Source organism: Pseudomonas sp. UC 17F4 (assembly GCF_900101695.1).
GTDB lineage: Bacteria > Pseudomonadota > Gammaproteobacteria > Pseudomonadales > Pseudomonadaceae > Aquipseudomonas.
Genome location: NZ_FNKV01000001.1, coordinates 2,638,411 through 2,664,825, shown reverse-complemented (window position 1 = coordinate 2,664,825; position 26,415 = coordinate 2,638,411). Strand labels below are relative to the sequence as shown.

The window sequence follows — 26,415 nt, the reverse complement described above, 5'->3', positions numbered from 1 at the left end:
AGCCGCCATCGATTGGCCCCTTCACCGGGGCCGCACTATTCTTCAGGCAAGACCCTGAGGAACATTTCCATGAGCAAACGCCTGCCCAACCTGCCCGCCTGGCAATGGCGTGGCTATCACCACAACCACCGCAACCCGACCAACCTGGTGCTGCACCTGATTGCCGTGCCGCTGTTCATCCTCGGCGTGCTGCTGGTGCTGTCCGGTTTGTTCTCGCTGGACCTGGGGCAACTGGCGGTGGGTATCATCGCCCTGATCGCCGGGCTCGGCCTGCAACGCCAGGGGCATCGCCTGGAGGCCCAGCAACCCGAGCCGTTCGCCAACCGCCAGGACGCCATCGGCCGCCTGCTGGTGGAGCAGTTCATCACCTTCCCGCGCTTTGTGCTCAGCGGTGCCTGGTGGCGCGCCTGGCGCGACCGCCACCGGCATTGAGTGGCGTCAGCCGAACACTGTTACGGTCTGGCGGCTGAGCGCCAGCAACTCGCCCTTGTCGCTCCACAGCGCAGCCGCCGCATGCCCGTAACCATCGCGGGCATGTTCGGTTTCGACGTGATAGCGGCACCAGTCCAGGGTGGTCAGGCTCGCCACCGGCTGGATGAACTCGATGGTCCAGGTCAGGGTGCTGCCAGCCGCCGGCTTGTTCAGGTGTGACAGCAAGGTCGGCGGCCAGGCATCGACCAGCGCCAGCAAGTGCGCCTCGCTGATCGGCTCTTCCCGTTCGCTGTCGCGAAAACGCACCCAGCCGCCCATGTCGCGGGACTTGTTGTTGCTGAACGGAATGCCGCCGATGGCCCAGCGCAGTGACACATGGCGCATGAACTCGGGGGTCACGCCCTTGATGTACGGCAGCTCCGTGCTCGACTGCTCGAGCGGCTTCATGTCTACCGCCGGCAAGGCCGGAACATCGATAAGCGAATCGCGGCCGCTGCCAAAGCTGCCCTGCATCAGGGTAACCACCTGGCCGTTCTGCACGGCGCGGCCCAGCAGGGAACTGACCGCCTTGCCTTCGCGCAGCAGTTCCACTTCAAAACTGATCGGCATTTGCGGCTCGGCCGGGCCGACAAAGGTGATGGCCAGGGAACGCACCGGGCGCCCCGGCGAGGTCTTGGCCAGCATGGCCTCATACAGCAAGGCCGCCATCAGCCCGCCGAAACAGGCGCGGCCCTGGGCCCAGCTGGAATCAATAACTACCGACTGGGGATGCTGGCGGACCGCCGTGAGCAATTGTGAGAAGTTCATGCCGACCTCAGCGATCAGGAAAAAACTGATCTTAACCAGCCAGCAAGCGGTCTACAGCACGCATTTCGGCCATTTCAGCGGGCTATCGCTGCGCAAGCTGCGCCTGCAGGCGTTCGAGGGTGGCGTCGGCGCCTTGTTCGGCTTTGGCCAACTGCGCTTGCCAATGGCTGACGCACGGCGCCAGATCGCGTTGCTGCTCGGCCTGCAGCAGCCACTGCAACAGGTCGTGCCAACTGCCCAGGTCACTCTGGGCACGCTTGAGAGCCTTTTGCAGGCGCGGGTTGGAGTGCTGCAGTTGCGGGTAGGCTTCAGCCCCGTAGCGCACCCGCTTGATCAGCAGGCGCAGGCGATGACGGTCGTGGGCAGGATCGTCGAGGGCCTGGCGTAGCTGCTTCCACTGTTTTTCCAGGCGTTTGTCGATGCGCTGTTGCAGCCGGCGGATCAAGCCCTGGCGCTGCGCTGCGCGCAGAAACACCGGGAAGGCGTCGATGATTGCCAGCAGGCGCGCCAGTTCGGCACTGGCGGCGACGCGGGCGAAGGTCTGCGGGCGATGGGCCAGGCGCGTATGCGCCGCGACCGTCTGGCGGCGTTCGAGCAACTGCGCGGCCAGTACCTCACGGTCGCGCATTGGCGTGGTCAGGCTACCCAGCGCCTGGGCAGCCGCTTCCAGCTGCTCGACTCCGGGCAATTCACGCAGCGGCCGCAGCAGGCTGCGCAAGCGCCGCACGCCGATGCGCAGGTCGTGCAGCGCCTCGCCGTCGGTGTCGGCGGCCAGGCGCGCCTGGCAGGCCAGCAGGCGCACCTGCAGGCTCAGTACCTGGGCAATGACGTGGTCGAGCATGGCCGACGACATGGTCTACTCCTGTATCAGCGCCCGGCGCGGGATTCACGAATGTAGAAACGGGCCTTCTCGGCCTTCTTGCTGCAGCCCTCGAACGCTTCGAACTGCTGCTGGGTCTTGGCCCCGGTCAACAACGACAGGGCTTTTGAATAACTGACAGTACCGGCGAAACCTTCGGCCTTGGCCAGGTCGAGCTCCTTCCAGGCCGAATCCAGCTGATTGGCGCAGCTGTCGCGGTAGGCTGTCTTGCCAGCGCAACCGGTCAGGACCAGGGCAATCAGGGGCAGGCAAATCCAGGCTTTCATCGGCAATACCTCAAAAGAAAAAGTTCAGGGTGGCGACTTTGACGGTAAACAGCGAGAAAAGTGCCCTGTTCAGCGTAGCCCAGTGCCAGTGACGATTGAAGCACAGACACAATTGGGCGCATTGTTAGACCATGGAAGCAGAACACCGGGGAAGCATCATGAAAAAACGCGTCGCACTGGTTCTGGGTTCGGGCGGGGCCCGGGGCTATGCACACATCGGCGTGATCGAGGAAATCGAACGCCGTGGCTATGACATCGCCTGTATCGCCGGCTGCTCCATGGGCGCGGTGATTGGCGGAATTTATGCCGCCGGCAAGCTCGATGAATACCGCAACTGGATTGAAAGCCTGGACTACCTCGACGTCCTGCGCCTGGTGGACGTGAGCTTTCGCCTGGGGGCGATCCGTGGTGAGAAAGTCTTCGGCCAGATCCGCAAGATCGTCGGCGAGATCAACATCGAAGACCTGCGCATCCCCTACACGGCGGTGGCCACCGACCTTACCAACCAGCAGGAAATCTGGTTTCAGGAAGGCTGCCTGCACCAGGCCATGCGTGCCTCGGCGGCGATCCCCAGCCTGTTCACGCCCGTGGTGCAAGGCAACCGCATGCTGGTCGACGGCGGCATCCTCAACCCCTTGCCGATCATCCCGGTGGTGTCCAGCCACTGCGACCTGATCATCGCCGTGAACCTCAACTCGACCAACCAGAAGCAGTACCAGTTGCCAGTGATCGAACGCCCGGCGGCGTTCAAGCTGCGCTTTGACAACCTGATCAACTCGCTGGGTTCGCACTTGCCGTTCCGGCGCAAACCGGCCGAACAACTGATGCGTATCGAGCAGGGCCTGCAACCGGAGGCGGCGCAAATCCCCAACCCCTGGCTCAGCGATGCTGCCGACCCCGAAGCCCAGCAACCGGCGGCAGCGCCAGAAATTGAAGGCGCGCCGAAATCGGCGACCGGTTCGTTCATCATCGACAACGTCGGGCCGGCGTCATTGCTGGACTTGATCAACCAGAGTTTCGAGGTGATGCAAACGTCGCTTGCGCAGTACAAGATTGCCGGCTACCCGCCGGATGTACTGATCAACGTGCCCAAGCGGGTGTGCCGGTTTTTCGAGTTCTACAAGGCGCCGGAACTGATCGCCCTGGGGCGGGAGATTGCCCGGGACACGCTGGATAACTATGAAGCGGAGCGGCGTTGATGACTAACAGCATCGCGGGGCAAGCCCGCTCCTACACTTGCTGTGGGAGCGGGCTTGGCCCTACTCCGGTCCGATCAGCCTGTACCCCACCCCGGGCTCAGTCACGATGAACCGCGGCGCCGTCGGGTCATCGCCAAGCTTCTGGCGCACATGGGCGACGACGATGCGCAGGTAATGGCTGTCGTCGACATGAGTCGGCCCCCAGATGTCCTTGAGCAGTTGCTGCTGGGTAATCACCCGCCCGGGATGGCTGGCGAGCTGCGCCAGCAGTGCATATTCCTTGCGCGTCAGCGCCACCTCGACGCCGTCCAGGGTCACCTTGCGAAACGCCAGGTCGACGGTCAACGACCCGAAGCTCAGCGCCGAGGCGCTGGCTGATGCCTGCGGCGCCTGGCGCAGCAAGGCGCGTACGCGAGCGAGGAATTCCTGAATGCCAAAGGGCTTGGTGACGTAGTCGTTGGCGCCGTTGTCCAGGGCTTCGACCTTCTGGACTTCACTGGCACGCACCGACAGCACCAGCACCGGCACCGCGCTCCACTCGCGCAATTCACGCAGCACCTGCTGGCCGTCCATGTCCGGCAGGCCCAGGTCAAGCACCACCAGGTCCGGGCGCGCCAGTGCCGCCTGGGTCAGGCCCTCGGCGCCGCTGCCGGCTTCCACTACCTTGTAGCCCTGGGAGCTCAGGCTGATACGCAGGAACTTGCGGATTTGCGGTTCGTCATCGATGACCAGCAGGGTCGCGCTCTGGCTCATGGGGCTTCGCTTTCAGGCTCGGGTTGGGTCGGCAGCGGCAAGCATAGAGTGATGCAGGTGCCCTTGCCATCGATACCGTCAGCGACGCGGATGTGCCCACCGTGGGCGCCGATCATGCCCTGGCAGATCGCCAGGCCCAGCCCCGTGCCCTGCCCGCCTCGATCACCACGCGCGGCGGTATAGAACATGTCGAAAATCCGCTCGCGGTCGGCTTCGGGAATGCCCGGGCCTTCATCACTGACGGCACAGCACAGCAACTCGCCGTCGACGCTGACCTGCAGGTCCAGGCGGCCAGCCGCCGGCGAAAAGCGCGCGGCATTCTCCAGCACATTGATCAGCGCCTGCTCGATCAACGCCGCGTGCACGAACAACAGCGGCAGGTCGGCCGGCACTTCGGTGCGCAGCTGCAACGGCGCCAGCACCACCCGCAGGCGGTTCAGGGCGCTGCCGACGATGTCGCCGGGCGCCACCCAGTCGCGCGCAAGCTTGAGGCCGCCATGGCCCAGGCGGGTCATGTCGAGCAAGTTCTGGATATAGCGATCCAGGCGCTCGGCTTCATTGCGGGTGCCTTCAAGCAGTTCCTGGCGGTCGGCCTTGGGGATCGCCTCGCCGAGGGCCAGCAGGCTGTCGATGCTGCCGCGCATGGCGGTCAGCGGCGTGCGCAGGTCGTGGGACACCGAGGCCAGCAAGGCGCTGCGCAGTTGCTCGGTTTCGCCGTGCAAACGCGCCGATTCCAGCTGCTCGGCCAAGCGCGCCCGCGCCAGGGCCTGGGCCAGCGGCTGGCTCAGGGCCTTGAGCAGGCGCCGATGCTGAGCGGTGAGTTGCTCGCCCTTGTGCGGGCGCACGCCGAGCAGCGCCAGACGCGCATCGTCCACCGACAGCGGCCACCACCACCAACGACCGTTAGGCAGGGTATCGCTGCCCAGACCCGCGGCCTGGTCGTGCTGCCAGGCCCAGTCGGCGGCGGCACGCTCGTTGTCGCTGAACTGCAGGTTGCCGCCGCTGGCCACCTGCAGACGGCCTTCGGCGTCGCGCTCGAGCAGGCACACCTGCAGGTCCTGCCAGCCATCGAGGTGCTGGCCGGCGGCGGTGAATACCGCCTGGCGATCGGTGGCAGCGGTGAGCTTGCGCGACAGGTCGAGCAACTGGCTGGTCTGCTCCTGGGTTTCGCGCAAAGCCTGCAATTGCCGGCGCTGGCGCGCCGCCAGGTTGCCGGTAAGCGCCGCCATCAACAGGAAGAACAGCGAGGTCAGTACGTCTTCTTCACGCTGGATGCTGAAGGAGAAATTCGGCGGGATGAACAAAAAATCGTAGGCCAGGAACGACATCACTGCACAGGCCAATGCCGGGCCCAGGCTGCTGCGCACCGCCACCAGCAACACCGCCGCGAGGAACACCAGCGAAATGTTCGGCAGCGCCAGCACGCTGGCCACCGCCCAGGCCAGGCCGGTGGCCAGGACCGTGGCGGCGAAGGCCAACAGGTAATGACGCCAGACCCAGACCTTTTTCGCCGCTGCACTGGGCGGCTCGGGCTGAGTGTCGCGGTCGAGCACGTTGATTTCCAGGCCGTGGGCATCGCGCAGCAAGCGCGTCGCCACGCCAGCGCCGAACAACCGCCGGCGCAGGCGATCGCGCGACTGGCCGACCAGCACCAGGCTGGCGCGGCGTTCCAGGGCATGCTGGATCAGGGTCTTGGCCACCTCGCCGGCGCGCAGCAGCACCACTTCGCCGCCCAGCCGTTCGGCCAGTTGCTGGGCCGCCTGCAAGCGCTGGCGCGCGGTTTCGTCACGTAGCCGGCCGTTGTCGACGTGCACCAGGGTCCACGGCAGATGACGCCGCTGCGCCACCCGGCTGGCGTGACGCACCAGGCGTTCGGCCTGGGCATCGCCATCGACGCCAACCAGCAAACGCCCGCGCAAGGCCGGCGCATCCTGGCCAAGCTGGCGGTAACCGTGGGCCAGGTCGGCATCGACCTGGGCCGCAGCGGTTTGCATGGCCAGCTCGCGCAAGGCGGTAAGGTTGGTCTGGGTGAAGAATGCATCGATCGCCGCCCGTGCCTGCTCCGGCACGTAGACCTTGCCCTCGCGCAGGCGCTCGAGCAGTTCGCGCGGCGGCAGGTCGATCAGCACCAGCTCGAAGGCTTCCTGCAGCACCCAGTCGGGCAGGGTTTCGCGCACCTGCACACCGGTAATGCCACGCACCTGGTCGTTGAGGCTTTCCAGGTGCTGGACGTTGACCGTGGTGTAGACGTCGATGCCGGCGGCCAGCAGTTCCTGGACATCCTGCCAGCGCTTGGCATGGCGGCTGCCGGGGGCGTTGCTGTGGGCCAGCTCGTCGACCAGCACCAGTTGCGGACGGGCCTTGAGCAGGCCGTCGAGGTCCATTTCTTCCAGCAGCATGCCGCGGTATTCGCTGCGTAGCAGCGGCTGCTGGGGCAAGCCGCCGAGCAGCGCCTCGGTCTCGGCGCGGCCATGGGTTTCGACCACCGCCGCCAGCAGCGCCACGCCCTGGCGCAGCTGGGCATGGGCGGCCTGGAGCATGGCGTAGGTCTTGCCTACCCCCGGTGCCGCCCCCAGAAATACCTTGAGCCGGCCGCGCCCTTCGCGCGGCAGCCCGGCCAACAACGCATCAGCGCGTTCGGAATTGCTCATGCTCACTGCCTGTCCTTATTTCGACGCCGGCGACAGCTGCTCAAGGGCGCTGTTCAGGGCCAGTACATTGACCACCGGCGGGCCGATCAAGGGGTGCAGGGTGGACTGCTCGACCAGTACTTGCAAGGCCTCGGGGGCAACCTTGCGCGCCGCCGCCACCCGCGGCAGCTGGTAAGCCACCGCCGCCGGCGACAGGTGCGGGTCGAGGCCACTGCCGGAGGTGGTCAGCAAGGCCAGCGGCACCGGCCCCTGCGCTTCGATATACAACTGCGCGGCGCTGCTCTTGACCCGCTCGGCCAGCGCCGGGTTGCTCGGCGCCAGGTTGCTGGCGCTGCTCGATACCGTGGCGTAGTCACCGGCCGACGGCCGCGACTGGAACCAGGCGTCACCCTCGAAGCGTTGCGCGATCAACTGCGAGCCACGCACCTGGCCCTGGCCGTCGCGCAGCAGGCTGCCATTGGCCTGCTCGGGAAAGGCCAGCTGCGCCACCCCGGTGACCACCAGCGGGTACACCGCGCCGGTAATCAGGGTCATCAACAGGATCAGGCTCAGGGCCGGACGAATAGGGTTAGTCATGGTCATCTCCTTGGTTCAGACCAGCTTCAGGGCGGTGAGCAACAGATCGATCAGCTTGATCCCGGCGAACGGCACGATCAGCCCGCCCAGGCCATAGATCAGCAGGTTGCGGCGCAGCAGGTGGGCGGCGCTGGCCGCCTGTACCCGCACCCCGCGCAGGGCCAGCGGGATCAGCACGACGATGATCAGGGCGTTGAAGACGATCGCCGAGAGGATCGCGCTTTGCGGGCTGCTCAGGTGCATCAGGTTGAGCACGCCCAGTTGCGGGTAGATCGCCGCGAACAGCGCCGGAAGAATGGCGAAGTACTTGGCCACGTCGTTGGCAATCGAGAAGGTGGTCAGCGCGCCGCGGGTCACCAGCAGCTCCTTGCCGACCTGGACCACATCCAGCAGCTTGGTCGGGTCGCTGTCGAGGTCGACCATGTTGGCCGCTTCGCGCGCGGCCTGGGTACCGTCGTTCATGGCCATGCCGACATCGGCCTGGGCCAGCGCCGGGGCGTCGTTGGCGCCGTCGCCGCACATCGCCACCAGGCGGCCGTCGTTTTGCTCCTGGCGAATGCGCGCCAGTTTCTTCTCCGGGGTGGCTTCGGCGAGCACGTCATCGACCCCGGCTTCGGCGGCAATCGCGGCGGCGGTCAGCGGGTTGTCACCGGTGACCATCACCGTGCGAATACCCAGCTTGCGCAGTTCGGCAAAGCGCTCGCGGATGCCCGGCTTGACCACGTCCTTGAGGTGAATCACCCCTAGCAGGCGCTTGTCGGCGCAGACCAGCAAGGGCGTGCCGCCGCTCTGGGCGATCTTGTCCACTTCGCGGGCCAAGGGCGCGGGCATTTCCAGGCGTTGCATGGCGACGAAGGCCAGCACCGAGTCCACCGCGCCCTTGCGGTAGCGACGCTGCTGGTAGTCGATGCCGGACAGCCGGGTTTCGGCGCTGAAGGCTACAGGCGTGAACTGCTCGGTGTTGGGTTCGTTGAAGTCGTGCAACTGGCGCAGGTATTCGACAATCGATTTACCTTCGGCGGTGTCGTCGGCCAGCGACGCCAGCAAGGCGCCCTCGCCAAGCTCGCGGGCGGTGACGCCGGGCGCAGCATGCAGGGCGCTGCAGCGGCGGTTGCCGAAGGTGATGGTGCCGGTCTTGTCGAGCATCAGCACATGCACGTCGCCTGCCGCTTCTACCGCACGGCCGGAACGGGCGATGACGTTCAGGCGCACAAGGCGGTCCATGCCGGCGATGCCGATGGCCGACAGCAGGCCGCCGATGGTGGTCGGGATCAGCGTGACCAGCAGCGCCACGAGGAACACCAGAGGGATGCTGCCCCCGGCGAAATGGGCAAACGGTTGCAGGGTCACCACCACCACCAGGAAGATCAGGGTCAGGCCGATCAGCAGAATATCCAGGGCGATTTCGTTGGGGGTCTTCTGCCGCTTGGCGCCTTCGACCAGGGCGATCATGCGGTCCAGGGTCGACTCGCCGGGGTTGCTGGTGATGCTGATCAGCAGCCAGTCGGAGACCAACCGGGTGTTGCCGGTCACCGCCGAACGATCACCGCCGGACTCGCGGATCACCGGCGCAGACTCACCGGTAATCGCCGCTTCGTTGACCGCGGCGATACCTTCGAGCACCTCGCCGTCGCCAGGGATCATCTCCCCGGCCGAGACCTTGACCACATCACCCTTGCGCAGGCTGGTGGCCGGGACAATCTCGAAGCTGCCCGAGGCCGTCCGGCGGCGGGCACTGAGCCCTTGGCTGCCGGCCTTGAGACTATCGGCGCGGGCCTTGCCACGGCCCTCGGCGAGAGCTTCGGCGAAGTTGGCAAACAGCACCGTGAACCACAGCCACAGGGCGATCTGCACCGCCACGCCAGTCGGCACGCGGCTGTCGGGCAACAGGCACAGCAAGGTGGTGAAGATCGCGGTCAGTTCCACCACCAGCATCACCGGCGAGCGCTTGAGCTGGCGCGGGTCGAGCTTGACGAAGGCCTGCACCAGCGCCGGGCGCCACAGGGCGGCAAAGGTAGTGCGCGCAGCCTCGGGGGCCTGCGCCTTTACTTCAGGAATCGGCATGTTCATCAGTTGTTCCTCACAAGCCCAGGCTCAGGTATTCGGTCACCGGCCCCAGGGCCAGGGCCGGCAGGAAGGTCAGGCCACCGACCAACAGGATGGTCACCACCAGCAAGGTGACGAACAGCGGGCCGTGGGTCGGGAAGCTGTTCTGCCCCACCGGTGCGGATTTTTTCAGTGCCAGGCTGCCAGCCAGGGCCAGCACCGGCAGGATGTAGCCGAAGCGGCCAATCAGCATGCCCAGGCCGATCATCAGGTTGTGGAAGGTGGTGTTGGCACCCAGGCCGGCAAAGGCCGAACCGTTGTTGGCGCTGGCCGAGGTGTAGGCGTACAGCAACTGGCTGAAGCCGTGGGCACCGGGGTTGCTGATCGCCGCCGCAGGGCCGGGCAAACTGGCCGCCAGGGCGCCGAGCACGAGCACGCCGACCGGCATTACCAGCAGGGTCGCCACCAGCAACTGCACTTCCCGCGCCTGCAGTTTCTTGCCCAGGTATTCCGGGGTGCGGCCGATCATCAGGCCGGCGAGGAACACTGCGATCAGCACGTTGAGCAGCATGCCGTAGAGCCCGGCGCCGACGCCGCCGAAGATCACCTCGCCGACCATCATGTTGACCAGCGCGACCATGCCGCTGAGCGGGTTGAGGCTGTCGTGCATGTTGTTCACCGAGCCGTTGGAAGCGGCGGTGGTGGTCACCGTCCAGAGCACGCTGGCGGTGGTGCCGAAACGGCTTTCCTTGCCTTCGAGCGGCGCGGTCTGTTCAACCAGCGGGCTGCTCAGGTTCGGGTTGGCCTGGTACTCGCTCCACAGCGCGGTGCCGCCGCCGATCAGGAACAGCGCGAGCATGCCGGCGATGATCGCCCGGCTCTGGCGCATGTCCTTGACGTAATGGCCGAAGGTAAACACCAGGGCCACCGGAATGAGAATGATCGAGGCCACCTCGAACAGGTTGCTCCAGGCCGTCGGGTTCTCGAACGGGTGCGCCGAGTTGACGCCGAAAAAGCCACCGCCGTTGGTGCCCAGTTGCTTGATCGCGATCTGGCTGGCAGCCGGGCCCAGCGGGATGGTCTGGTCGGCGCCTTGCAGGGTCAGGGCATGAACATAATCGGCGAAGGTCTGCGGCACGCCCTGCCACACCAGCAGCAAGGCCAGCACCAGGCACAGCGGCAGCAGGCCGTAGAGCGTGGCGCGGGTCATGTCGACCCAGAAGTTGCCCAGGGTCTGTGCCGAACGGCGGGCGATACCACGGCACAAGGCAACCAGCACGGCGAGGCCGGTGGCGGCGCTGACGAAGTTCTGCACGGTCAGGCCGAGCATCTGGCTCAGGTAACTGACCGAGGCTTCGCCGCTATAGGACTGCCAGTTGGTGTTGGTGACGAAGCTCACGGCGGTATTGAACGCCAGCGACCACTCCTGCCCCGCCAGGTGCTGCGGGTTGAGCGGCAGGTAGCCCTGCAACAGCAGTACGGCGAACACCAGCAAAAAGCCTGCGAGGTTGAAGGCCAGCAAGGCCAGGGTGTACTGCTGCCAGCTCTGCTCCTTGCTGGCATCGACCCCGGCGAGCCGGTAGCAGCCACGCTCGACCGGCCCCAGCAGCGGCGACAGCCAGGTGCGCTGGCCCTCCATCACCTTGAAATAGAAACGCCCGAGCAAGGGTGCCGGGAGCAGTACCAGCGCAAAGAACGCCAGCAGCAACGCGTAATCGTAACTGTGCATGGTCGCTCCTAACCCCGATCGGCGCGCAGCAGCGCGACCAGCAGGTAGATCATCAAGGCCACTGCCAGCAGCAGTGACACCCCGTCCAGAATGCTCATGAAAACTCTCCGTCCTTACGGCACGTGCCGCTGACGGTCATTGTCGGTAGAGAGGCTGTAAAGGGGCGAGATCGAGAGCCAGGGCCGGGCATAAAGAATGCGTAAATAACGCGATGCGGCGGGGCCTGGATTGCGAGCGCTGCGCGCTCGATCGCGGGGCAAGGCCCGCTCCCACAGAAGGCCCGCCCCTACAGGACTTTCCACTGCGCTGGCTGCTGGTAACCGGCAACCCAGCCGATCACCTGCTCGGCCGGCATCGGCCTTGCGATGCAGTAGCCCTGGGCGATGTCGCAACCCAGGCCCATCAGCAGTTGGCCATGCTCTACCGTCTCCAGGCCTTCGGCGATTACCTGGCGGCCAAAGGCCCGGGCCAGGCCGATGACAGCGCGGGTCAGGGCCAGGTCGTCGTGGTCGTGGAGGATGTCGCGCACGAACGATTTGTCGATCTTGATGGTCCGCGTCGGCAGGCGCTTGAGGTAGCTGAGCGACGAATAGCCGGTGCCGAAATCATCCAGGGAGAACTGCACGCCCAAACGCTGGCAGGCCTCCAGGCACTGGCTGACGCGCTGGATGTTTTCGATCGCCACCGACTCGACGATCTCCAGGTCGAGCATCGCCGGCGCCACGTCCGGATGACGCCCGAGCAGCAACTGCAGGCGCTCGACAAAGTCGTCACGCTGCACATGGCGGGCAGCGATGTTGACGCTGACCGGCCACTGATGGTCCAGCGCCTGCCAGCTTTGCATCTGGCTCATGGCCTGGTCGATCACCCACTCGCCAATCTCGACGATCAAGTCGGTCTGTTCGACTTGCGGCAGAAAATCGCCGGGCAGCACCAGGCCCTTGCCCGGGTGCTGCCAGCGCAGCAGCGCCTCGAAGCCGATCACCACGCCACTGTGCATGTTGACCTTGGGTTGGTAATGCAGGCACAGCTCACCCTGGTGCAAGGCCTGGCGCAGGCGCGCCACGGTCTGGTGGGTGGCCTTGACCTCCTGGTCCAGCGACACGTCGAACAGGTGAAAGCGGTTGCGCCCGCTCTGCTTGGCCACGTACAGGGCCTGGTCGGCGTGGCGCACCAGGGTGTCGGTGTCTTCGTTGTCCTGGGGGAACAGGGTCACGCCGATGCTGGCGCTGACGCGAATCTCCTGCTCGCGAATCCGGTATGGCGCGGCGATCGCGGTCAGCACCCGGTCGAGCGCCGCCTGCAAGTGGGTGGGGTCTTGCACGTGGCGCAGAATCAGCACGAACTCGTCGCCCGACAAGCGCGCCACGGCATCGCCGCCACGCAGGATGCCCTTGAGCCGGGTGGCCACTTCGACCAGCAGCAGATCGCCGCTGGCATGCCCGTAGCCATCGTTGACCGCCTTGAAGCCGTCCAGGTCGAGCATGCACACCGCCAGCGGAATGTCCTCGTTGCGCGAGAACTCCAGGGCCTGGTTGAGCAGGTCGGACAGGTAGGCCCGATTGGGCAGGCCGGTGAGCACGTCGTGGCCGACCCGCCATTGCAGGGTATGCAGCAGCTGGCGTTTTTCGGTGACGTCAAAGCGGATCGAAACGTACTTGCGCACCTTGCCCGTGGCCGGGTCGATCAACGGCACCATGGTGCTGTCGACCCAGTACAGCGAACCGTCCTTGGCGCGGTTGCAGATCTCGCCCTTCCACACCCGCCCGGCAACCAGTGCGCGCCACATGCCGATGAAGAACTCCGGCCCGTGCAGGCCGGAGTTGAGGATCCGGTGGTTGGCGCCCAGCAGTTCCTCGCGGCTGTAGCCGGAGATGCTGCAGAACTGCTCGTTGACGTAGGTGATCCGGCCGCTCAGGTCGGTTTCGGAAAAGATCGCAGCGGCATCGACTGCCGCGCGGTAGTTATCGTCCATGAATTCCTCTGCACCCTGGTGGCTAGCGATTGAAACGCTCGACCAGGGCCCGCAGGCCCGAAGAAATGCTTTCCAGTTCGGCGCCGCGGCTGGCTGCAGCATTGGCGTTGAGCGCGGTGGCCTGCACGGTGCTGGCAACCTTGTTGATCTGCTCGGACACGTCTTCGGCCACCGAGGATTGCTCTTGCGAGGCGGCGGCCATCTGCTGGCTCATGTCGCTGATGCGTTCGACCGCGGCGCGAATACCCTGCAAGGCACGCTGCGCCTCCAGCACCTGGGCCACGCCCTGCTCGGCCTCGTTGATACCGAGGCTGGCGATGCTCACCGCCTCGTCGGCGCCGCTGCGCAGGTTCTCGATGATGCCCTGGATCTGCACGGTCGAGTGCCGGGTCTTGGCCGCCAAGGCGCGAACCTCATCGGCGACCACGGCAAAGCCACGGCCCTGCTCGCCGGCGCGGGCCGCTTCGATGGCGGCGTTGAGCGCCAGCAGGTTGGTCTGTTCGGCAATCGCGCGAATCACTTCAGCGGCGAGCATGATGTCCTGGGTCTGCCCGGCCAGGTGGGTGACCGCCTGGTTGATCTGGCTGACGGTAGTGGCCAGCAACTGGATGGCCTCGCGACTGGTGCCGGCGACCTGGCTGCCCTGCTCGGCCAACTGGTTGGCGGTCTGCGCCTGCACGGCGGTCTGCTGCACATGCTCGGCCACCTCGCCGATGGAGGCGGCCATTTCAGTCATGGCGGTGGCGGTCATGTCGGTTTCGCCGCGCTGCTCCAGCAGTGCCGTTTCAGTGTTGCGCGACAAACGGCTGGAGTCGCTGGCGGCTTCGGCCATTTGTGTGGCCAGGTCGCTCAGGCGGGTGAGCGCGGTTTTCAGCCGCGCTTCTTCGCTGATCAAAATCATCTGCAACTGCGCCGCCGGGCCCAGTAGGTCGCTGTAGGTCAGGGCGCTGATCTGGTCGGCAAAGGTGTGCGTCGAACACCCGACGATCTGCCCCAACTGACGACCCAGACGGCCATGCGCCCACAGGCCGAGCAGCGCGAACAGGCCCAGGGTGATCCCCTGGCCCGGCCAGCCCGGCAGCACCTGGTTGGCCGCCACCGCCAGCGCGCCTGCAGCCAGGGGCAGGCTCATCAACTGGCCGAGCTGAGCCAGCCGGCGCCCGCTCGCCACTGCCGGCTTGCCCTCGCGCAAGCGTGCATACAGTGCTTCGGCACGGCGCACCTGCTCGCGAGTGGGCTTGACCCGCACCGACTCATAGCCGACCAGGCGGCCGTCCTCGAGAATCGGCGTGACATAGGCGCTGACCCAATAGAAGTTGCCGTTCTTGCAGCGGTTCTTGACGATGCCCATCCAGCTCTGGCCGGCCTTGAGGTACTGCCACATCAGGGCAAACACCGCTGGCGGCATGTCCGGATGGCGCACCAGGTTGTGCGGGCTACCGATCAGCTCGGCCTGGCTGAACCCGCTCATGGCGGCGAATTCGGCGTTGCAGTAGGTAATATTGCTGGCAGTGTCGGTGGCGGAAATAAGCCGTTGATCCTCGCCGAAAGTCTGTTCGACCGAGGTAACCGGCATGTTGAGACGCACGATAAAACTCCATTTGCAGGGGTCTGCCAGGTTGTCCTGCGCAGCGCCCAAACCATTCGTCCGACACCGAGATCAGCCTTCTACCGGGGTGCTTTGCTGAATAGTCTCAGCTGGGTCAGCGCGGTTGAAACTCGATGGCTTTTGACCTGTCCAAACGATCAATTCTACGAATTACATCACATTATGCAAACAAAGGTGATGAATTGTGGCGTTGCCTCTTGCCGATAGATATCGTTAAGTTCTTGATTCTAAATGGGAATTAAGCGATGACAATTTCAAGTTTGGGTTCGGCCATCAGACGTTACCGCAAGGTAGCCGGGCTCACTCAGGCTGAACTTGGCGAGAAAACCGGTTTTGACCCCAAGACCATCAGTCGCTTCGAAACCGGCACCTACACTCCCAGCGTGGAAGCCCTGTCGAGCTTTTCCGAAGTGCTGGGGATCAAACTCAAAGCCTTCTTCGCCGAAGAGAACGACGAAGACGAGCAGCGTGCCTACCTCTTCGGCGTCATTCACAAAACGCCCTCCCAAGACCTGGGAAAGCTGATCGCAGCGGTAGACCTGGCCTTGTCCAAGCCTTAGTGGCGGCAACCCCGAAAAGCGGCAGGTCGACCCTGCCGCTTTTTTTTGCCTGGCTATTGCACCGCAACTGGTCAGACCGGTAAAGCCAATTCTTGCCCGCTCAGCCGAAAACCCCTTGCAAACCCAAAAAAATCGCGCCTACACTGCCCTCGCACTGGACATACCGGTAAGACCACAATAATTAAGTCCTCCGCTCTTTCGCCCGCCGTGGCATCGAAGCAGGGACACCGACCAGAGATCCCTCCCATGCTCAAATGGTGCTCGCGTTCGATCTTCCTCCAAGTGGTGTTGGGCCTTGTGCTAGGCATAGCCTGCGGCCTGAGCTTTCCTGAAGTTTCCCTGCAACTCAAACCCCTCGGTGACGGCTTCATCAAGCTGATCAAGATGTTGATCGGGCTGATCGTGTTCTGCGTGGTGGTCAGCGGCATCTCCGGTGCTGGCGACCTGAAGAAGGTCGGGCGCATCGGCCTGAAATCGGTGATCTACTTCGAAATCCTGACCACCATCGCCCTGGTGATCGGCCTGGTGTTCGCCTTTACCTCGGGCATCGGCAGTGGCGCCAACATTCATCTGGACCAACTGGCCAGCAGCGAAGCCAGCAACCTGGCCGAACGCGGCCAGCACATCCATGGCACTGCAGCGTTCCTCATGGACCTGATCCCGACCTCGGTGGTCGGCGCCTTTGCCGACAACAACATCCTCCAGGTCCTGCTGTTTTCAGTGCTGTTCGGCAGCGCCCTGAACCTGGTCGGTGAAGCGGCCTCGGGTATTTCGCGGCTGATCAACGAACTGAGCCACATCATCTTCCGCATCATGGGCATGATCGTGCGCCTGGCGCCGATCGGCGTGTTCGGTGCCATCGCCTTCACCACCAGCAAATATGGCCTGGAATCGCTGCAGCACCTGGGCGGCCTGGTGGCCTTGTTCTACCTGACCTGCGCCGGTTTCGTGCTGTTGATCCTGGGCACCGTGATGCGCCTGTCGGGGCTGAAGATCCTGCCGTTCATCAAGTACCTGCGCGAAGAGCTGACCATCGTCCTCGGCACCGCTTCTTCCGACGCCGTGCTGCCACAGATCATGCGTAAGCTCGAGCACCTGGGCATCGGCAGCTCGACGGTGGGCCTGGTGATTCCTACCGGTTACTCGTTCAACCTCGACGGCTTCTCGATCTACCTGACCCTGGCCATCGTCTTCATTGCCAACGCCACCGGCACGCCGCTGGCGATGACCGACCTGCTGACCATCCTGCTGGTGTCGCTGATTACCTCCAAGGGCGCCCACGGCATTCCGGGTTCGGCGCTGGTGATCCTTGCCGCGACCCTCACCGCGATTCCGGCGATCCCGGTGGTCGGCCTGGTGCTGGTGCTGGCGGTGGACTGGTTCATGGGCATCGGCCGGGCGCTGACCAACCTGATCGGCAACTGCGTGGCCACCGTGGCCATCGGCCGCTGGGAAGGCGATATCGACATGGAACGGGCCAACAATGTGCTGTCGGGCAAACAGGGCTTCGGCTTTGCCCAGCGCAAAACCCCCAACGCCCATCAACAAGAGTTCTGAGCAACAGGGCCGGCAGCAAAACTGCCGGCCACAGGAGCAAACCATGCAAGTGTTCTCATGGAGTGACCAATGATTACTTCATCAACCGTCGTCAACTCAGTGGTGGAAAAACTCCGCCAGGCCCTGGCCCGCGGCCAGTGGCGCTCCGGCGACATGCTGCCGGGCCAGCGCGAACTGGCCGAGCAACTGGGCATCAGCCGGCCAAGCCTGCGCGAAGCGGTGACCGTGCTGGAAACCCTCGGCCTGGTGCGCTCGATGCCGGGCAAGGGCGTGCTGGTACTGGACGCCGATGCGGCGCAAAGCACCTCGCCCCAGAGCGGTGTCGCCGAGGCCAGCCTCGAGGATGTGCTGCAACTGCGCTACACCCTCGAGCCGTTTATCGTCGGCCTGGTGGCGCAGTCGATCAGCAGCAAGGAAATCGGTCAGTTGCGCCTGACCCTGATGGACATGCGCGAAGCCCTCGAGGCCGAAGACAGCGAAGCCGGGGTCAACGCCTACATCGCCTTTCACGAAGAGCTGTTCACCCTGACCGCCAACCCGATCTTCCAGAGCGTGGTGCAGCAGACCAGCAACGCCCTCAAGCAAAGCGCCGCAGTGCTGCGCAACTCGCCCGAGCACCTGGCGGCGCGGCTTGAGGAAAACGAAGCGGTGGTGCGCGCCATCCGCAACAAGAACAGCGCCCAGGCCAGCGCGCAGATGCGCCACCATATCCTTCAGGAAGGCCGGCGCATGGGCATCGAACTGAACATCCCGGACGATCATCCGGGCAACTGACCCCAGGAGTGCGACCATGAACGCCAGCGCCCACGCCCATGACACCGCCCTGCCCTCGTTGCTTGCCCAGGGTGAGCGCAGGTTGTCGGCCGAGCAGATCTACCCACGGCTGTTCGATGCCATCCTCGAGCAGCGCCTGGCTCCTGGCAGCGCCCTGACCGAGCAAGCCCTGGGCGATGCTTTCGGGGTTAGCCGCACGGTGATCCGGCGGGTGCTCGGGCGTTTGTCGGACCAACAGGTGATCGTCCAGCGCCCGAGCCATACCGCACGCCTGGCTGCGCCTGACCCGCAGCATGCACGGCAGATCCTCAGCGCCCGGCGCCTGGCCGAAACCACCCTGATCAGCCTCGCGGCCAAGCGCGCACGGCCGGCCAAGATCCGCCAGTTGCGCGAACTGGTGGCCCGCGAGCGCCAGCACCATGAACAGGGCCAGCGCTGCACGGCGATCCGCCTGGGCGGCGAGTTTCACCTCAAACTTGCGGACATGGCCGACAACCTGCCGCTGGCGCGTTTTCTCAACGGCCTGGTACCGCAGACTTCGCTGATCATTGCCCAGTACGAAGCACGACCATGCAGCCATTGCGCCTGGCAGGAGCATGCGGCGATCATCGATGCGCTGGAGAACGGCGATGGCGAGGCGGCGTTGGCGTTGATGCATGAGCATCTGGACCATATCGAGGCCAAGCTCGACCTGGAGGGTTGAGCATTTTCGCCTGGGAGCGGGACTTGCCCCGCGATACGATGTGGCCGACAGGACGCTATCGCGGGTCAAGCCCGCTCCTAACAGATGGACCGATGACCGCCTTGGAGGGCACCCTGATGACACCTGCGCCGCACATGACACCGCAGCAGCGCCAGCAAGTGCGCGCAGCAATGTCCGATGCCTTCGTCGACACCCACGTCGAATACCTGTGGATCGCCCGCCACCTGGTGGGTTTTGACCGCGAGCTGCTCAAGGAAATCTTCTACAGCGAAGTCGCCCCCGCCTGCTACGGCAACATCATGACGCCGGTACCGCCGGTCTGGACCGGTTTCGACGAAACCTGGCTGCAGGAGGAGATCGAAGAAATCCTCCAGGCACGCCGCGACAGCTGGTGGCGGCGCCATATCGACCGCCTGTTGAACGCCACCTGGGTGTGGTTTTTCTGCAAGGAGATCTGGGCCGACATCCTCCTGGCCCTGGACGAGGCCGAGGCCGAACAGCAGCGCGAGTGACGGCACCTATACTCAGGTAACCACACCATTCGAGCTTGCCTGACCACAGGGGGGCTGCGCTTTGATTCCGCGTTCCCCGCTCATCGCCCTGCTGCTCGCCGTGCTCCTGGCGCTGGGCGGCTGCGGCTCACGGCAAAAGGTCAGCGAGCCGCCGCCCATCCCGGTCAATGCGGCGACCTGGCAACAGATCGACCGCGACATCATCGACGCTTCGCTGGCGGCCACCAGTTCGGTCAACGACTATGCCCGGCGCTCCATGCGGGTCTGGAAAGACCGCGTGCAGCAGTACACCGAAAGCGAGTTCATCCCCTGGTTCACCGGCTACTGGACCCAGCAATGGCTGACCATGAAAGTGGCCTGGTACAAAATGAACAGTGGCGACGGCAGCGAAACCCCGGAAAAGCGCCTGGCCCAGTACCTGCAGGAGCAGTACCACGAACGGGTGCTGGACCCGGTGGCCAAGGAGATCGACCCCGAGGCCATTCGCGACCGGGCCATGGAGCTGTATATCCAGCTGCTTGGCCAGCAACTGCAGCAGATTGCCCAGCGCTACCGGGCGCCGCCGGAGCAGTTCAACCTGCACCTGACGCGAATCCAGGCCATCGGCCTCGGCCCCCCGGCCAACAACAATGCCTCGCTGCATCAACTGCTGTTCAGCAAGCCGCTGGAACAACAACCCGCCTACGCCGCACTGGTCAAACGCCTGCACAGCGCCGTGCGCGCCGGCACCCAGCGCGCCGACATCGGCCTGTCATCGGTCGCCCAGCAAGCCAGTGAAAAGCTCGGCGCCACCCTGGCGCCACGGGGCATCGCCAGCGCCGTGGCGGCAGCCGTCGGGCGTGCGGCGGGCACGGTGATTTCCCTGGCGGCCACCGGCATCGGGGTGATGACCCACAACCGCGAACAACCGGCGATGATCGAGCAACTGCGGGTGATCCTCAACGTCGCGCTGAACGAGGAATGGCGGGAATTGATGGAGAACCGCAAGACCGGCGCCATGGCCGGGGTCTACTACCTGTCGGGTGAGATAGAAGACAGCCTGCTGGCCGCCGAAGGCCCCGAGCGCGAGCCGCAGCCCGCGGCTCAGGTGATCACCCTGCCGGCCCAATAGACGCGCGGCTTATGCGGCGACGCGGTTGTCCGGCTGAGCCTGGGCCGAGGTCGGCAGGCCGAAGATGCGGTCAAACAGCCAGTTGTAGATGAAGGTGTAGCACGGGATCAGGATGATGAACGCCAGGTCGACGACAAAGGCCTCCAGCAGGCTCATGTCCAGCCACCAGGCAATCAGCGGGATCAGGTACACCACCAGGGTCAGCTGAAAACCGATGGCATGCGCCAGCCGCCGGCCAACACTGCGCCCACGCTTGGCCTGGCGGCTTTCCCAGTACTCGAACAGGGTGTTGTAGATGAAGTTCCAGGCCATGGCGATGGTGGTGATCATCACCGCCAGCGGCCCGGTATTGCTCGGCGCGCTGTCGGCCAGGTAGGCCAGGCCCAGGGTCGACATGCACAGACCGATCAGTTCATAGGCGGTCACGTAGACCAGTTTGCGTTTGACACCTTGCACGTTGCTAACCTCGGTTTTGCCGTAAAACGCCGCCCTCTTGGGCAGCTGAGGCGGGCAAGCATGCGTCAATCTTCTTGACAGCCAAAGTCAGCAGCTATCAGATTATCTGACAGGAGATTGCCATGAACTTTTCCAGCGACAACATCGAACTGTTTCTCGCCGTGCTCGACCGCGGCTCGTTTTCCGCTGCCGCCCGGGCTCTAGGACGGGTGCCTTCGGCAGTGAGCATGGCGATTGGCAACCTGGAAGCGGAACTGGGCTTCACCCTGTTCGAACGCACCCACCGGGAAACCCGCCCCACCGCCATGGCCCAGGCCCTGGAGCCGCACGCACGGATGATCGCCAACCAGCTGGGGCAATTGCAGGTGCATGCCCTGGAGCTGTCCCAGGGGCTGGAAAGCACCTTGAGCATCAGCGTGGTGCCGGACATCGACCACACCCGCCTGCTGGCGGCGATCAGAACCCTCAGTGAGCGCCACCCGCTGCTGAATGTCGAGGTGCTGAGCGCACCGCAGGAAGATGCCCTGCAACTGCTGCACGACGGCCGCGTCAGCCTGTGCCTGGCCTTCGCCGGGCTGTCGGTGGACGCCCGCCAGCGCTTTCAGAACATCGGCATGGAGTCGCTGGTGGCCTGTATCGGCCCGCAGCACCCGGCCCTGCAACAGCGCCCCCGGCAAATCGTTTACCTCGAAGACCTGGCCAACGTCCGGCAGATCCTGGTGGCCAGCCGCGACCTGCCCCTGAGCGACACCCGCGCGCTGATCGGCAAGGCGTACTGGCGCACCGACAGCCTGGCCATGGCCATCGAAATGGTCGAAGCCGGCCTTGGCTGGGGCGACTTTCCGTTGTCGCGGGTAGCACCATTGCTCGGCGCCGGGCGCCTGGTGCGCCTGGACTTCAGCAACACCCGCAACGAGTTGCAGTTGCCGGTACATGCCTTCTGGCGCCAGCACCAGCCACTGCAAAAAGCCGCACAGGCGCTGGTGCGTTTATTGGCCGTACAATAAAGCGCCCGGCTGAAACACGCACGCCAGAGCAGGCTGTAGGAAAATCCTGTCAGCCCCTGCGGCAAAAACTCCTATCAATTTTTCAGTTTTGCGGCCGATACCCGTCTGGATAGGTACGAGCACACGCCAAAAGCGCCGCTCGGCACTCCTCTTTACTGGCACAAGGTCTCGGAACATGAACCTGAAATTTCGCCACAAGATCCTGCTGTGCGCCTGCGGCGTCGTGGTTCTGGCATTTGCACTGTTCACCCTTTACAACGATTACCTGCAACGCAACACCATCAAACAGAACATCGACTCGTCGGTCAAACAGGCCGGTGCACTAGCTGCCAGTAGTGTGCAGAACTGGATGAGCGGGCGCATTCTGGTCCTGGAAAACCTCGCCCAGGACGTCGCCCAGCAAGGCGCCAACGCCGACCTGCCGGGCCTGGTCGACCAGCCTTCGTACACCAACAACTTCCAGTTCACCTACGTTGGCCAGGCCAACGGCGTGTTCACCCAGCGCCCGGACGCGAAGATGCCTGACGGCTACGACCCGCGCCAGCGCCCGTGGTACACCGCGGCCGTCGCTGCCAACCAGACCATGCTGACCCCGCCATACATGGCTGCGGTCGGCGGCCTGGTGGTCACCATCGGCATGCCGGTGAAAAGCAAAACCAGCGGCGAACTGCTCGGCGTGGTCGGTGGCGACCTGAGCCTGGCGACCCTGGTGGACATCATCAACGCCGTGGACTTCGGCGGTATCGGCCATGCATTTCTGGTCGACCGTAACGGCCAGGTGATCGTCAGCCCGGACAAAGACCAGGTGATGAAGAACCTCAAGGACATCTACCCGGGCAGCAACCTGCACATCGCCCCGGGCACCCACGAGGTCACCCTGAACAAACAGGAGCGGATCATCTCCTTCGCCCCGGTCAGCGGCCTGCCGACGGCTGACTGGTACATCGGCCTGTCGATCGATCGCGACAAAGCCTACGCCGGCCTGAGCCAGTTCCGTACCTCGGCCATTATCGCCATGCTCATTGCCGTGGCCGCCATCGCCGGCCTGCTGAGCCTGCTGATCCCGGTGCTGATGCGTCCGCTGACCACCATGGGCCGCGCCATGCAGGACATCGCCCAGGGCGAAGGCGACCTGACCCGCCGCCTGGTCGTCGAGAACAAGGACGAGTTCGGTGAACTGGCCGGTGCCTTCAACCAGTTCGTCGAGCGTATCCATGCCTCGATTGCCGAAGTGTCCTCGGCCACTCGCCAGGTCCACGACCTGTCCGAGCGCGTGATGAGCGCCTCCAACGCCTCGATCATCGGCTCCGAAGAGCAAAGCATGCGCACCAACAGCGTGGCCGCGGCGATCAACGAGCTGGGCGCTGCCACCCAGGAAATCGCCCGCAACGCCGCCGATGCCTCGCAACACGCCAGCGGCGCCAGCGAGCAGGCCAACGACGGTCGTCAGGTGGTGCAGGAAACCATTTCGGCGATGACCTCGCTGTCGCAGAAGATCAGCGAATCGTGCGAGCAGATCGAAACCCTCAACGCCAGCACCGACGACATCGGCCAGATCCTCGACGTGATCAAGGGCATCTCCCAGCAGACCAACCTGCTGGCGCTCAACGCCGCCATCGAAGCGGCCCGTGCCGGTGAAGCCGGGCGTGGTTTTGCCGTGGTGGCCGACGAGGTCCGCAACCTGGCCCACCGCACCCAGGAGTCGGCCGAAGAGATCCACAAGATGATCACCACCCTGCAGGTCGGTTCGCGCGAGGCGGTGCACAACATGAACGCCAGCCAGGTCTCCAGCGAAGAAAGCGTGATGGTTGCCAACCAGGCCGGCGAGCGCCTGAGCAGCGTGACCCAGCGCATCGGCGAGATCGACGGCATGAACCAGTCGGTGGCCGCCGCGACCGAAGAGCAGACCGCCGTGGTGGAAAGCCTGAACCTGGACATCACCCAGATCAACGTGCTCAACCAGCAAGGCGTGGCCAACCTCAATGACACCCTGCGTCATTGCGATGCCCTGGCCCAACAGGCCGGGCGCCTCAAGCAACTGGTCGACAGCTTCAAGATCTGACCGCTGTGAAAAACAAAAGGGGCCGCTTGCGGCCCCTTTTTTCATCCTCTCGCGCTACACCGCAAGCACCTGCTTGGCCCGCCCCAGGCGCAGCCAGCCGATCAAAACCGCCAGCATCAGCACAAAACCCAGGTAACCGAAGAACGGATAGACCTGGCCGACCAGGCTGATAAAGCCGATCAGGCTGCAGACAAACGCCGCCACCCCCGCCGCCACCGAACCCAGGCGAAAACTGCGGGTGCCGGCCGGCAACAGCCGCGCCAGAAACGAATACAGCGTGCCCACGGCGGTGTTGACGATCATGCCGAAGATGATCACGCACATGATCACGCCCAGTGCCGGGGAGATTTCGCTGGCAATCGACAGCATCGGCATCGGCAGCTCGGCCACGCTGTCCAGGCGCGACAACAGCCCGGCGCTCATCACCAGCATCAGCCCGCCCAACGCCGCGCCGCCAAGAATCCCGCCCCAGATCGCGGTTTTCTCCAGGCGCGCAGAACCTCCGAGAATCGCCAGGATCGGCGCTCCGGCAACGATGTTGTACGACACATACAGGAACGCACCGAGCAGCCAATGGCGGGTGCCCGCCTCTTGCTGGCTGGCCACCTGGTCAAGCTGGGCAAAGCTCAGCTCGCGGGTAAATACCGCGTACAAGGCAATTGCCGTGGCGACCAGAATCAGGAACGGTGTCACCGCACCGATCAGCAGAATCACCTTCTGCACATCCAGGCACACCACCGCCACCACCAGCACCGTTACCAGCACACTGCCGGCCAGCGCCGGAATGGCGAACTGTTGCTCGAGCAAGGCCCCACCGCCGGCAAGCATCACCACAGTGACGGCGAACATGAAAAAGGTGATCAGCAAATCGACGAACAAGCCCAGGTAACGCCCGCAGATGGCGTACACCACGTCCTTGTGCGAGGCCGCCTGCAAGCGATTGCCGAGCCTTGCCAGGGCCATGCCGAGAAAGGTGAACAACGCCGCACTGACCAGCGCCCCAAGCAGGCCCCAGAGGCCGAAGTCGACAAAGAACAGCAACAGCTCCCGCCCCGAGGCGAACCCTGCGCCGACGATCACGCCGATAAAGGCGCCTGCAATTTTCAGCTGCTCTTTCATTTTCAGCCCTCTGGTATCGATGGCCCTGCGGGGCCTTTGTTGTTGTTTTTACCCAGTGTTGCCGTGCTGACTCAGTCGTTGCCGAGCCAGGCCTGCACTTCGATCTCGACATCCACGCCCAGGGCCAGGCCGGCGCTGACGGTGGAACGCACCGGGTAGCCGCTGGCGAAGAAGCTTTTGTAGACCTCGTTGAAGCCGGCGAAATGAGCCATGTCGGACAGCCACACGGTGGCCTTCACCACCTGGTCGAAACCGACGCCGCACTCGGCCAGGGTTTCACCGATACGCTCAAGCGCCGCCCGGGTCTGGACCTGAATGTCGCCGCGCACCACTTCACCGTCGGCGTGCAGGGGGATCTGCCCGGAAAGAAACAGAAAACCGCCGACCTTGACCGCTTTGGAAAACGGATATGGCAGGTGGCTGGGGATACGCTCGATAGTCGAACTCATGGGAAATCTCCTTCGGGAGTTAACGAAAACGCGCCGGGGACAAGCGTTGCGGCTCGACCCCTTCGGCGCTCAGGGTTGCCGGTAACGGTTGCTCAAGCAACAGCGCACAGGCCAGTTGCGAAGCGCCAGCGGCGGACTGGATACCATAACCGCCTTGCGCCGCCAGCCAGAAAAACGCCGGGTTGTGCGGATCGCGGCCAATCACCAGGTCGCCATCGGCAACGAACGATCGCAGCCCGGCCCAGCTATGACTGGGGCGGCGAATCGCCAGGGTGGTGATGGCCTCGATGTTGTAGATACCGATGGCGACGTCGAGCTCTTCGGGCATCACGTCCTGGGGCTCGACCGGGTCGGCGTTGGCCGGTGAGCCGAGCAACTGCCCGGCATCGGGTTTGAAATAAAAGCTCTCATCGACGCCGATCACTGCCGGCCAGCGGCTGAAGGCCTGGTCTGGCGGGCCGTCGAAGGTAAAGGCCGAGCGCCGGCACGGCTGCAGGCCGACCGGCTGTACGCCGCAGACCGCCGCGATGTGATCGGCCCAGGCGCCAGCGGCGTTGACCAACTGGCGCGCCTGAATGCAGCTGCCGTCGGCCATCACGAGCTGCCAGTAACCTTCGTGGTAACTGCCCTCGACCACCTCGGCATTGCAGTGCAAGTGCCCGCCGGCCTGGCGGTAACCGCGCAAGAAGCCCTGGTGCAGCGCGTGTACATCCAGGTCCATGGCGCCGGGTTCGAGTACCGCGCCGGCCACCACCTCGGCGCGCAGGCTCGGCACCAGCGCCAGCGCCCCGTCGCGGTCGAGCAAGGTCACTTCGGTACCGTTGGCCTGGCTCTGTGCATAGGTGCTGGCGAGCAGCGCCTGTTGCTCCAGGGTCGCCACATACAGACAACCCCGCGGTTCGAGCAGTGCATGCTCGCAGAAGCCCGGCGGCGGCGACTCATAAAAGGCCCGGCTGGCGCGGGTCAGCGCCTGGATCTGCGGGGTGCCATAGGCCTCCATGAACATCGCCGCCGAGCGCCCGGTGGAGTGGTAGCCGGCCTGGGCTTCGCGTTCAAGCATCAGCACTTGGCGCCCTGGCGCCAGCCGATAGCCCAATGAAGCACCGGCAATACCGGCGCCGATGATCACGATGTCGAAGGTCTGTGTCATAGCCATGCAATCACCTCCGAGATGAAATTATC

Annotated in this window: 25 protein-coding genes and 2 pseudogenes; 11 read left to right on the top strand and 16 right to left on the bottom strand. The window is 64.6% G+C overall.

The window, feature by feature from the left end:
* Positions 1–69 precede the first annotated feature (69 nt).
* Complete coding sequence (locus tag BLR26_RS12425; RefSeq protein ID WP_045194785.1) at positions 70–432, top strand: Mpo1-like protein; 363 nt, start codon at positions 70–72, stop codon at positions 430–432.
* Positions 433–438: 6 nt separating this feature from the next.
* Here BLR26_RS12425 and BLR26_RS12420 read toward each other — a convergent pair whose 3' ends face one another.
* From BLR26_RS12420 to BLR26_RS12410, 3 genes are all read right to left on the bottom strand, one after another.
* Positions 439–1,239: an acyl-CoA thioesterase gene (locus BLR26_RS12420; RefSeq protein WP_045194787.1), complete on the bottom strand. Its 801-nt coding sequence runs from the start codon at positions 1,237–1,239 to the stop codon at positions 439–441.
* Positions 1,240–1,321: 82 nt separating this feature from the next.
* Positions 1,322–2,092: a CHAD domain-containing protein gene (locus BLR26_RS12415; RefSeq protein ID WP_093380962.1), complete on the bottom strand. Its 771-nt coding sequence runs from the start codon at positions 2,090–2,092 to the stop codon at positions 1,322–1,324.
* Between the two features lie 14 nt (positions 2,093–2,106).
* Entirely contained in the window at positions 2,107–2,385 is a 279-nt protein-coding gene (locus tag BLR26_RS12410; RefSeq protein ID WP_028941416.1) for a hypothetical protein, read from the bottom strand.
* A gap of 158 nt (positions 2,386–2,543) precedes the next feature.
* On the opposite strand from BLR26_RS12410, the gene BLR26_RS12405 reads away from it, so the two are divergent.
* On the top strand, positions 2,544–3,584 hold the full coding sequence (locus BLR26_RS12405) for a patatin-like phospholipase family protein (protein ID WP_045194791.1): 1,041 nt from the start codon (positions 2,544–2,546) through the stop codon (positions 3,582–3,584).
* Positions 3,585–3,644: 60 nt separating this feature from the next.
* Here BLR26_RS12405 and BLR26_RS12400 read toward each other — a convergent pair whose 3' ends face one another.
* The 9 genes and pseudogenes from BLR26_RS12400 to BLR26_RS27725 all read right to left on the bottom strand — a co-directional run.
* Positions 3,645–4,337: a response regulator gene (locus BLR26_RS12400; protein ID WP_093380960.1), complete on the bottom strand. Its 693-nt coding sequence runs from the start codon at positions 4,335–4,337 to the stop codon at positions 3,645–3,647.
* Positions 4,334–6,988 (bottom strand): sensor histidine kinase, encoded by a 2,655-nt coding sequence (locus tag BLR26_RS12395; protein ID WP_093380958.1) that lies wholly within the window; start codon positions 6,986–6,988, stop codon positions 4,334–4,336. Before BLR26_RS12395 ends, BLR26_RS12400 begins: the two co-directional genes overlap by 4 nt.
* A 15-nt stretch (positions 6,989–7,003) precedes the next feature.
* A complete protein-coding gene (gene kdpC, locus BLR26_RS12390) occupies positions 7,004–7,564 on the bottom strand; it encodes a potassium-transporting ATPase subunit KdpC (protein WP_093380956.1) in 561 nt (186 codons plus the stop codon).
* 15 nt (positions 7,565–7,579) lie between these two features.
* Positions 7,580–9,634 carry a potassium-transporting ATPase subunit KdpB gene (gene kdpB / locus BLR26_RS12385; RefSeq protein WP_093380954.1) on the bottom strand — a complete coding sequence of 685 codons (2,055 nt, stop codon included), beginning with the start codon at positions 9,632–9,634 and terminating at the stop codon, positions 7,580–7,582.
* 10 nt (positions 9,635–9,644) lie between these two features.
* Positions 9,645–11,339, bottom strand: coding sequence for a potassium-transporting ATPase subunit KdpA (gene kdpA / locus BLR26_RS12380; protein ID WP_093380952.1), 1,695 nt, complete (start codon positions 11,337–11,339; stop codon positions 9,645–9,647).
* A gap of 8 nt (positions 11,340–11,347) precedes the next feature.
* Positions 11,348–11,437: a K(+)-transporting ATPase subunit F gene (gene kdpF, locus BLR26_RS12375; protein ID WP_036996387.1), complete on the bottom strand. Its 90-nt coding sequence runs from the start codon at positions 11,435–11,437 to the stop codon at positions 11,348–11,350.
* Between the two features lie 188 nt (positions 11,438–11,625).
* Positions 11,626–13,314, bottom strand: a complete 1,689-nt coding sequence (locus tag BLR26_RS12370) for a putative bifunctional diguanylate cyclase/phosphodiesterase (RefSeq protein WP_045194801.1) — start codon at positions 13,312–13,314, stop codon at positions 11,626–11,628.
* Between the two features lie 22 nt (positions 13,315–13,336).
* Positions 13,337–14,446, bottom strand: coding sequence for a methyl-accepting chemotaxis protein (locus tag BLR26_RS12365; RefSeq protein ID WP_371128675.1), 1,110 nt, complete (start codon positions 14,444–14,446; stop codon positions 13,337–13,339).
* 174 nt (positions 14,447–14,620) lie between these two features.
* A pseudogene (locus tag BLR26_RS27725) lies at positions 14,621–14,785 on the bottom strand (PAS domain-containing protein); the annotation flags it as partial.
* 383 nt (positions 14,786–15,168) lie between these two features.
* On the opposite strand from BLR26_RS27725, the gene BLR26_RS12360 reads away from it, so the two are divergent.
* From BLR26_RS12360 to BLR26_RS12335, 6 genes are all read left to right on the top strand, one after another.
* Positions 15,169–15,483: a helix-turn-helix domain-containing protein gene (locus BLR26_RS12360; protein ID WP_045194806.1), complete on the top strand. Its 315-nt coding sequence runs from the start codon at positions 15,169–15,171 to the stop codon at positions 15,481–15,483.
* 246 nt (positions 15,484–15,729) lie between these two features.
* Positions 15,730–17,040, top strand: coding sequence for a C4-dicarboxylate transporter DctA (locus BLR26_RS12355; protein ID WP_093380948.1), 1,311 nt, complete (start codon positions 15,730–15,732; stop codon positions 17,038–17,040).
* A 69-nt stretch (positions 17,041–17,109) separates the two neighbouring features.
* On the top strand, positions 17,110–17,814 hold the full coding sequence (locus BLR26_RS12350; RefSeq protein WP_045194809.1) for a FadR/GntR family transcriptional regulator: 705 nt from the start codon (positions 17,110–17,112) through the stop codon (positions 17,812–17,814).
* A 16-nt stretch (positions 17,815–17,830) separates the two neighbouring features.
* On the top strand, positions 17,831–18,517 hold the full coding sequence (locus tag BLR26_RS12345) for a GntR family transcriptional regulator (protein ID WP_045194811.1): 687 nt from the start codon (positions 17,831–17,833) through the stop codon (positions 18,515–18,517).
* A 92-nt stretch (positions 18,518–18,609) separates the two neighbouring features.
* Positions 18,610–19,029 carry a DUF7079 family protein gene (locus BLR26_RS12340; RefSeq protein ID WP_176794240.1) on the top strand — a complete coding sequence of 140 codons (420 nt, stop codon included), beginning with the start codon at positions 18,610–18,612 and terminating at the stop codon, positions 19,027–19,029.
* 64 nt (positions 19,030–19,093) lie between these two features.
* Positions 19,094–20,140, top strand: a complete 1,047-nt coding sequence (locus BLR26_RS12335) for a hypothetical protein (protein ID WP_093387436.1) — start codon at positions 19,094–19,096, stop codon at positions 20,138–20,140.
* A gap of 9 nt (positions 20,141–20,149) precedes the next feature.
* Here the strand turns inward: BLR26_RS12335 and BLR26_RS12330 are convergent, their stop codons facing one another.
* The gene (locus BLR26_RS12330) at positions 20,150–20,596 is read right to left on the bottom strand and encodes a PACE efflux transporter (protein ID WP_045194813.1); all 447 of its coding nucleotides are present in this window, start codon (positions 20,594–20,596) and stop codon (positions 20,150–20,152) included.
* Between the two features lie 122 nt (positions 20,597–20,718).
* Between BLR26_RS12330 and BLR26_RS12325 the strand changes: the two genes are divergently transcribed.
* From BLR26_RS12325 to BLR26_RS27715, 3 genes and pseudogenes are all read left to right on the top strand, one after another.
* Positions 20,719–21,603 carry a LysR family transcriptional regulator gene (locus tag BLR26_RS12325; protein WP_093380945.1) on the top strand — a complete coding sequence of 295 codons (885 nt, stop codon included), beginning with the start codon at positions 20,719–20,721 and terminating at the stop codon, positions 21,601–21,603.
* Between the two features lie 175 nt (positions 21,604–21,778).
* Positions 21,779–22,762: pseudogene (locus tag BLR26_RS27720) on the top strand (cache domain-containing protein); the annotation flags it as partial.
* A 117-nt stretch (positions 22,763–22,879) separates the two neighbouring features.
* On the top strand, positions 22,880–23,665 hold the full coding sequence (locus BLR26_RS27715; RefSeq protein WP_371128674.1) for a methyl-accepting chemotaxis protein: 786 nt from the start codon (positions 22,880–22,882) through the stop codon (positions 23,663–23,665).
* A 54-nt stretch (positions 23,666–23,719) separates the two neighbouring features.
* Here BLR26_RS27715 and BLR26_RS12315 read toward each other — a convergent pair whose 3' ends face one another.
* The 3 genes from BLR26_RS12315 to BLR26_RS12305 all read right to left on the bottom strand — a co-directional run bounded on the left by BLR26_RS12315 (position 23,720) and on the right by BLR26_RS12305 (position 26,383).
* Entirely contained in the window at positions 23,720–24,784 is a 1,065-nt protein-coding gene (locus BLR26_RS12315; RefSeq protein WP_093380939.1) for a YkvI family membrane protein, read from the bottom strand.
* 71 nt (positions 24,785–24,855) lie between these two features.
* The gene (locus BLR26_RS12310; protein ID WP_093380936.1) at positions 24,856–25,233 is read right to left on the bottom strand and encodes a RidA family protein; all 378 of its coding nucleotides are present in this window, start codon (positions 25,231–25,233) and stop codon (positions 24,856–24,858) included.
* A 19-nt stretch (positions 25,234–25,252) separates the two neighbouring features.
* Positions 25,253–26,383: an NAD(P)/FAD-dependent oxidoreductase gene (locus BLR26_RS12305; RefSeq protein WP_093380933.1), complete on the bottom strand. Its 1,131-nt coding sequence runs from the start codon at positions 26,381–26,383 to the stop codon at positions 25,253–25,255.
* Positions 26,384–26,415 lie beyond the last annotated feature (32 nt).

Coding starts and splice junctions, on each gene's coding strand:
- BLR26_RS12400 (WP_093380960.1), bottom strand. CDS start 4,337: ATGAGCCAGAGCGCGACCCTGCTGGTCATCGATGACGAACCGCAAATC.
- BLR26_RS12305 (WP_093380933.1), bottom strand. CDS start 26,383: ATGACACAGACCTTCGACATCGTGATCATCGGCGCCGGTATTGCCGGT.
- BLR26_RS12395 (WP_093380958.1), bottom strand. CDS start 6,988: ATGAGCAATTCCGAACGCGCTGATGCGTTGTTGGCCGGGCTGCCGCGC.
- BLR26_RS12310 (WP_093380936.1), bottom strand. CDS start 25,233: ATGAGTTCGACTATCGAGCGTATCCCCAGCCACCTGCCATATCCGTTT.
- BLR26_RS12350 (WP_045194809.1), top strand. CDS start 17,110: ATGATTACTTCATCAACCGTCGTCAACTCAGTGGTGGAAAAACTCCGC.
- BLR26_RS12315 (WP_093380939.1), bottom strand. CDS start 24,784: ATGAAAGAGCAGCTGAAAATTGCAGGCGCCTTTATCGGCGTGATCGTC.
- BLR26_RS12325 (WP_093380945.1), top strand. CDS start 20,719: ATGAACTTTTCCAGCGACAACATCGAACTGTTTCTCGCCGTGCTCGAC.
- BLR26_RS12345 (WP_045194811.1), top strand. CDS start 17,831: ATGAACGCCAGCGCCCACGCCCATGACACCGCCCTGCCCTCGTTGCTT.
- BLR26_RS27715 (WP_371128674.1), top strand. CDS start 22,880: ATGAGCGCCTCCAACGCCTCGATCATCGGCTCCGAAGAGCAAAGCATG.
- BLR26_RS12360 (WP_045194806.1), top strand. CDS start 15,169: ATGACAATTTCAAGTTTGGGTTCGGCCATCAGACGTTACCGCAAGGTA.
- BLR26_RS12425 (WP_045194785.1), top strand. CDS start 70: ATGAGCAAACGCCTGCCCAACCTGCCCGCCTGGCAATGGCGTGGCTAT.
- BLR26_RS12340 (WP_176794240.1), top strand. CDS start 18,610: ATGACCGCCTTGGAGGGCACCCTGATGACACCTGCGCCGCACATGACA.
- BLR26_RS12415 (WP_093380962.1), bottom strand. CDS start 2,092: ATGTCGTCGGCCATGCTCGACCACGTCATTGCCCAGGTACTGAGCCTG.
- kdpC (WP_093380956.1), bottom strand. CDS start 7,564: ATGACTAACCCTATTCGTCCGGCCCTGAGCCTGATCCTGTTGATGACC.
- BLR26_RS12420 (WP_045194787.1), bottom strand. CDS start 1,239: ATGAACTTCTCACAATTGCTCACGGCGGTCCGCCAGCATCCCCAGTCG.
- BLR26_RS12410 (WP_028941416.1), bottom strand. CDS start 2,385: ATGAAAGCCTGGATTTGCCTGCCCCTGATTGCCCTGGTCCTGACCGGT.
- BLR26_RS12355 (WP_093380948.1), top strand. CDS start 15,730: ATGCTCAAATGGTGCTCGCGTTCGATCTTCCTCCAAGTGGTGTTGGGC.
- BLR26_RS12370 (WP_045194801.1), bottom strand. CDS start 13,314: ATGGACGATAACTACCGCGCGGCAGTCGATGCCGCTGCGATCTTTTCC.
- BLR26_RS12365 (WP_371128675.1), bottom strand. CDS start 14,446: ATGAGCCTGCCCCTGGCTGCAGGCGCGCTGGCGGTGGCGGCCAACCAG.
- kdpF (WP_036996387.1), bottom strand. CDS start 11,437: ATGAGCATTCTGGACGGGGTGTCACTGCTGCTGGCAGTGGCCTTGATG.
- kdpB (WP_093380954.1), bottom strand. CDS start 9,634: ATGAACATGCCGATTCCTGAAGTAAAGGCGCAGGCCCCCGAGGCTGCG.
- BLR26_RS12405 (WP_045194791.1), top strand. CDS start 2,544: ATGAAAAAACGCGTCGCACTGGTTCTGGGTTCGGGCGGGGCCCGGGGC.
- kdpA (WP_093380952.1), bottom strand. CDS start 11,339: ATGCACAGTTACGATTACGCGTTGCTGCTGGCGTTCTTTGCGCTGGTA.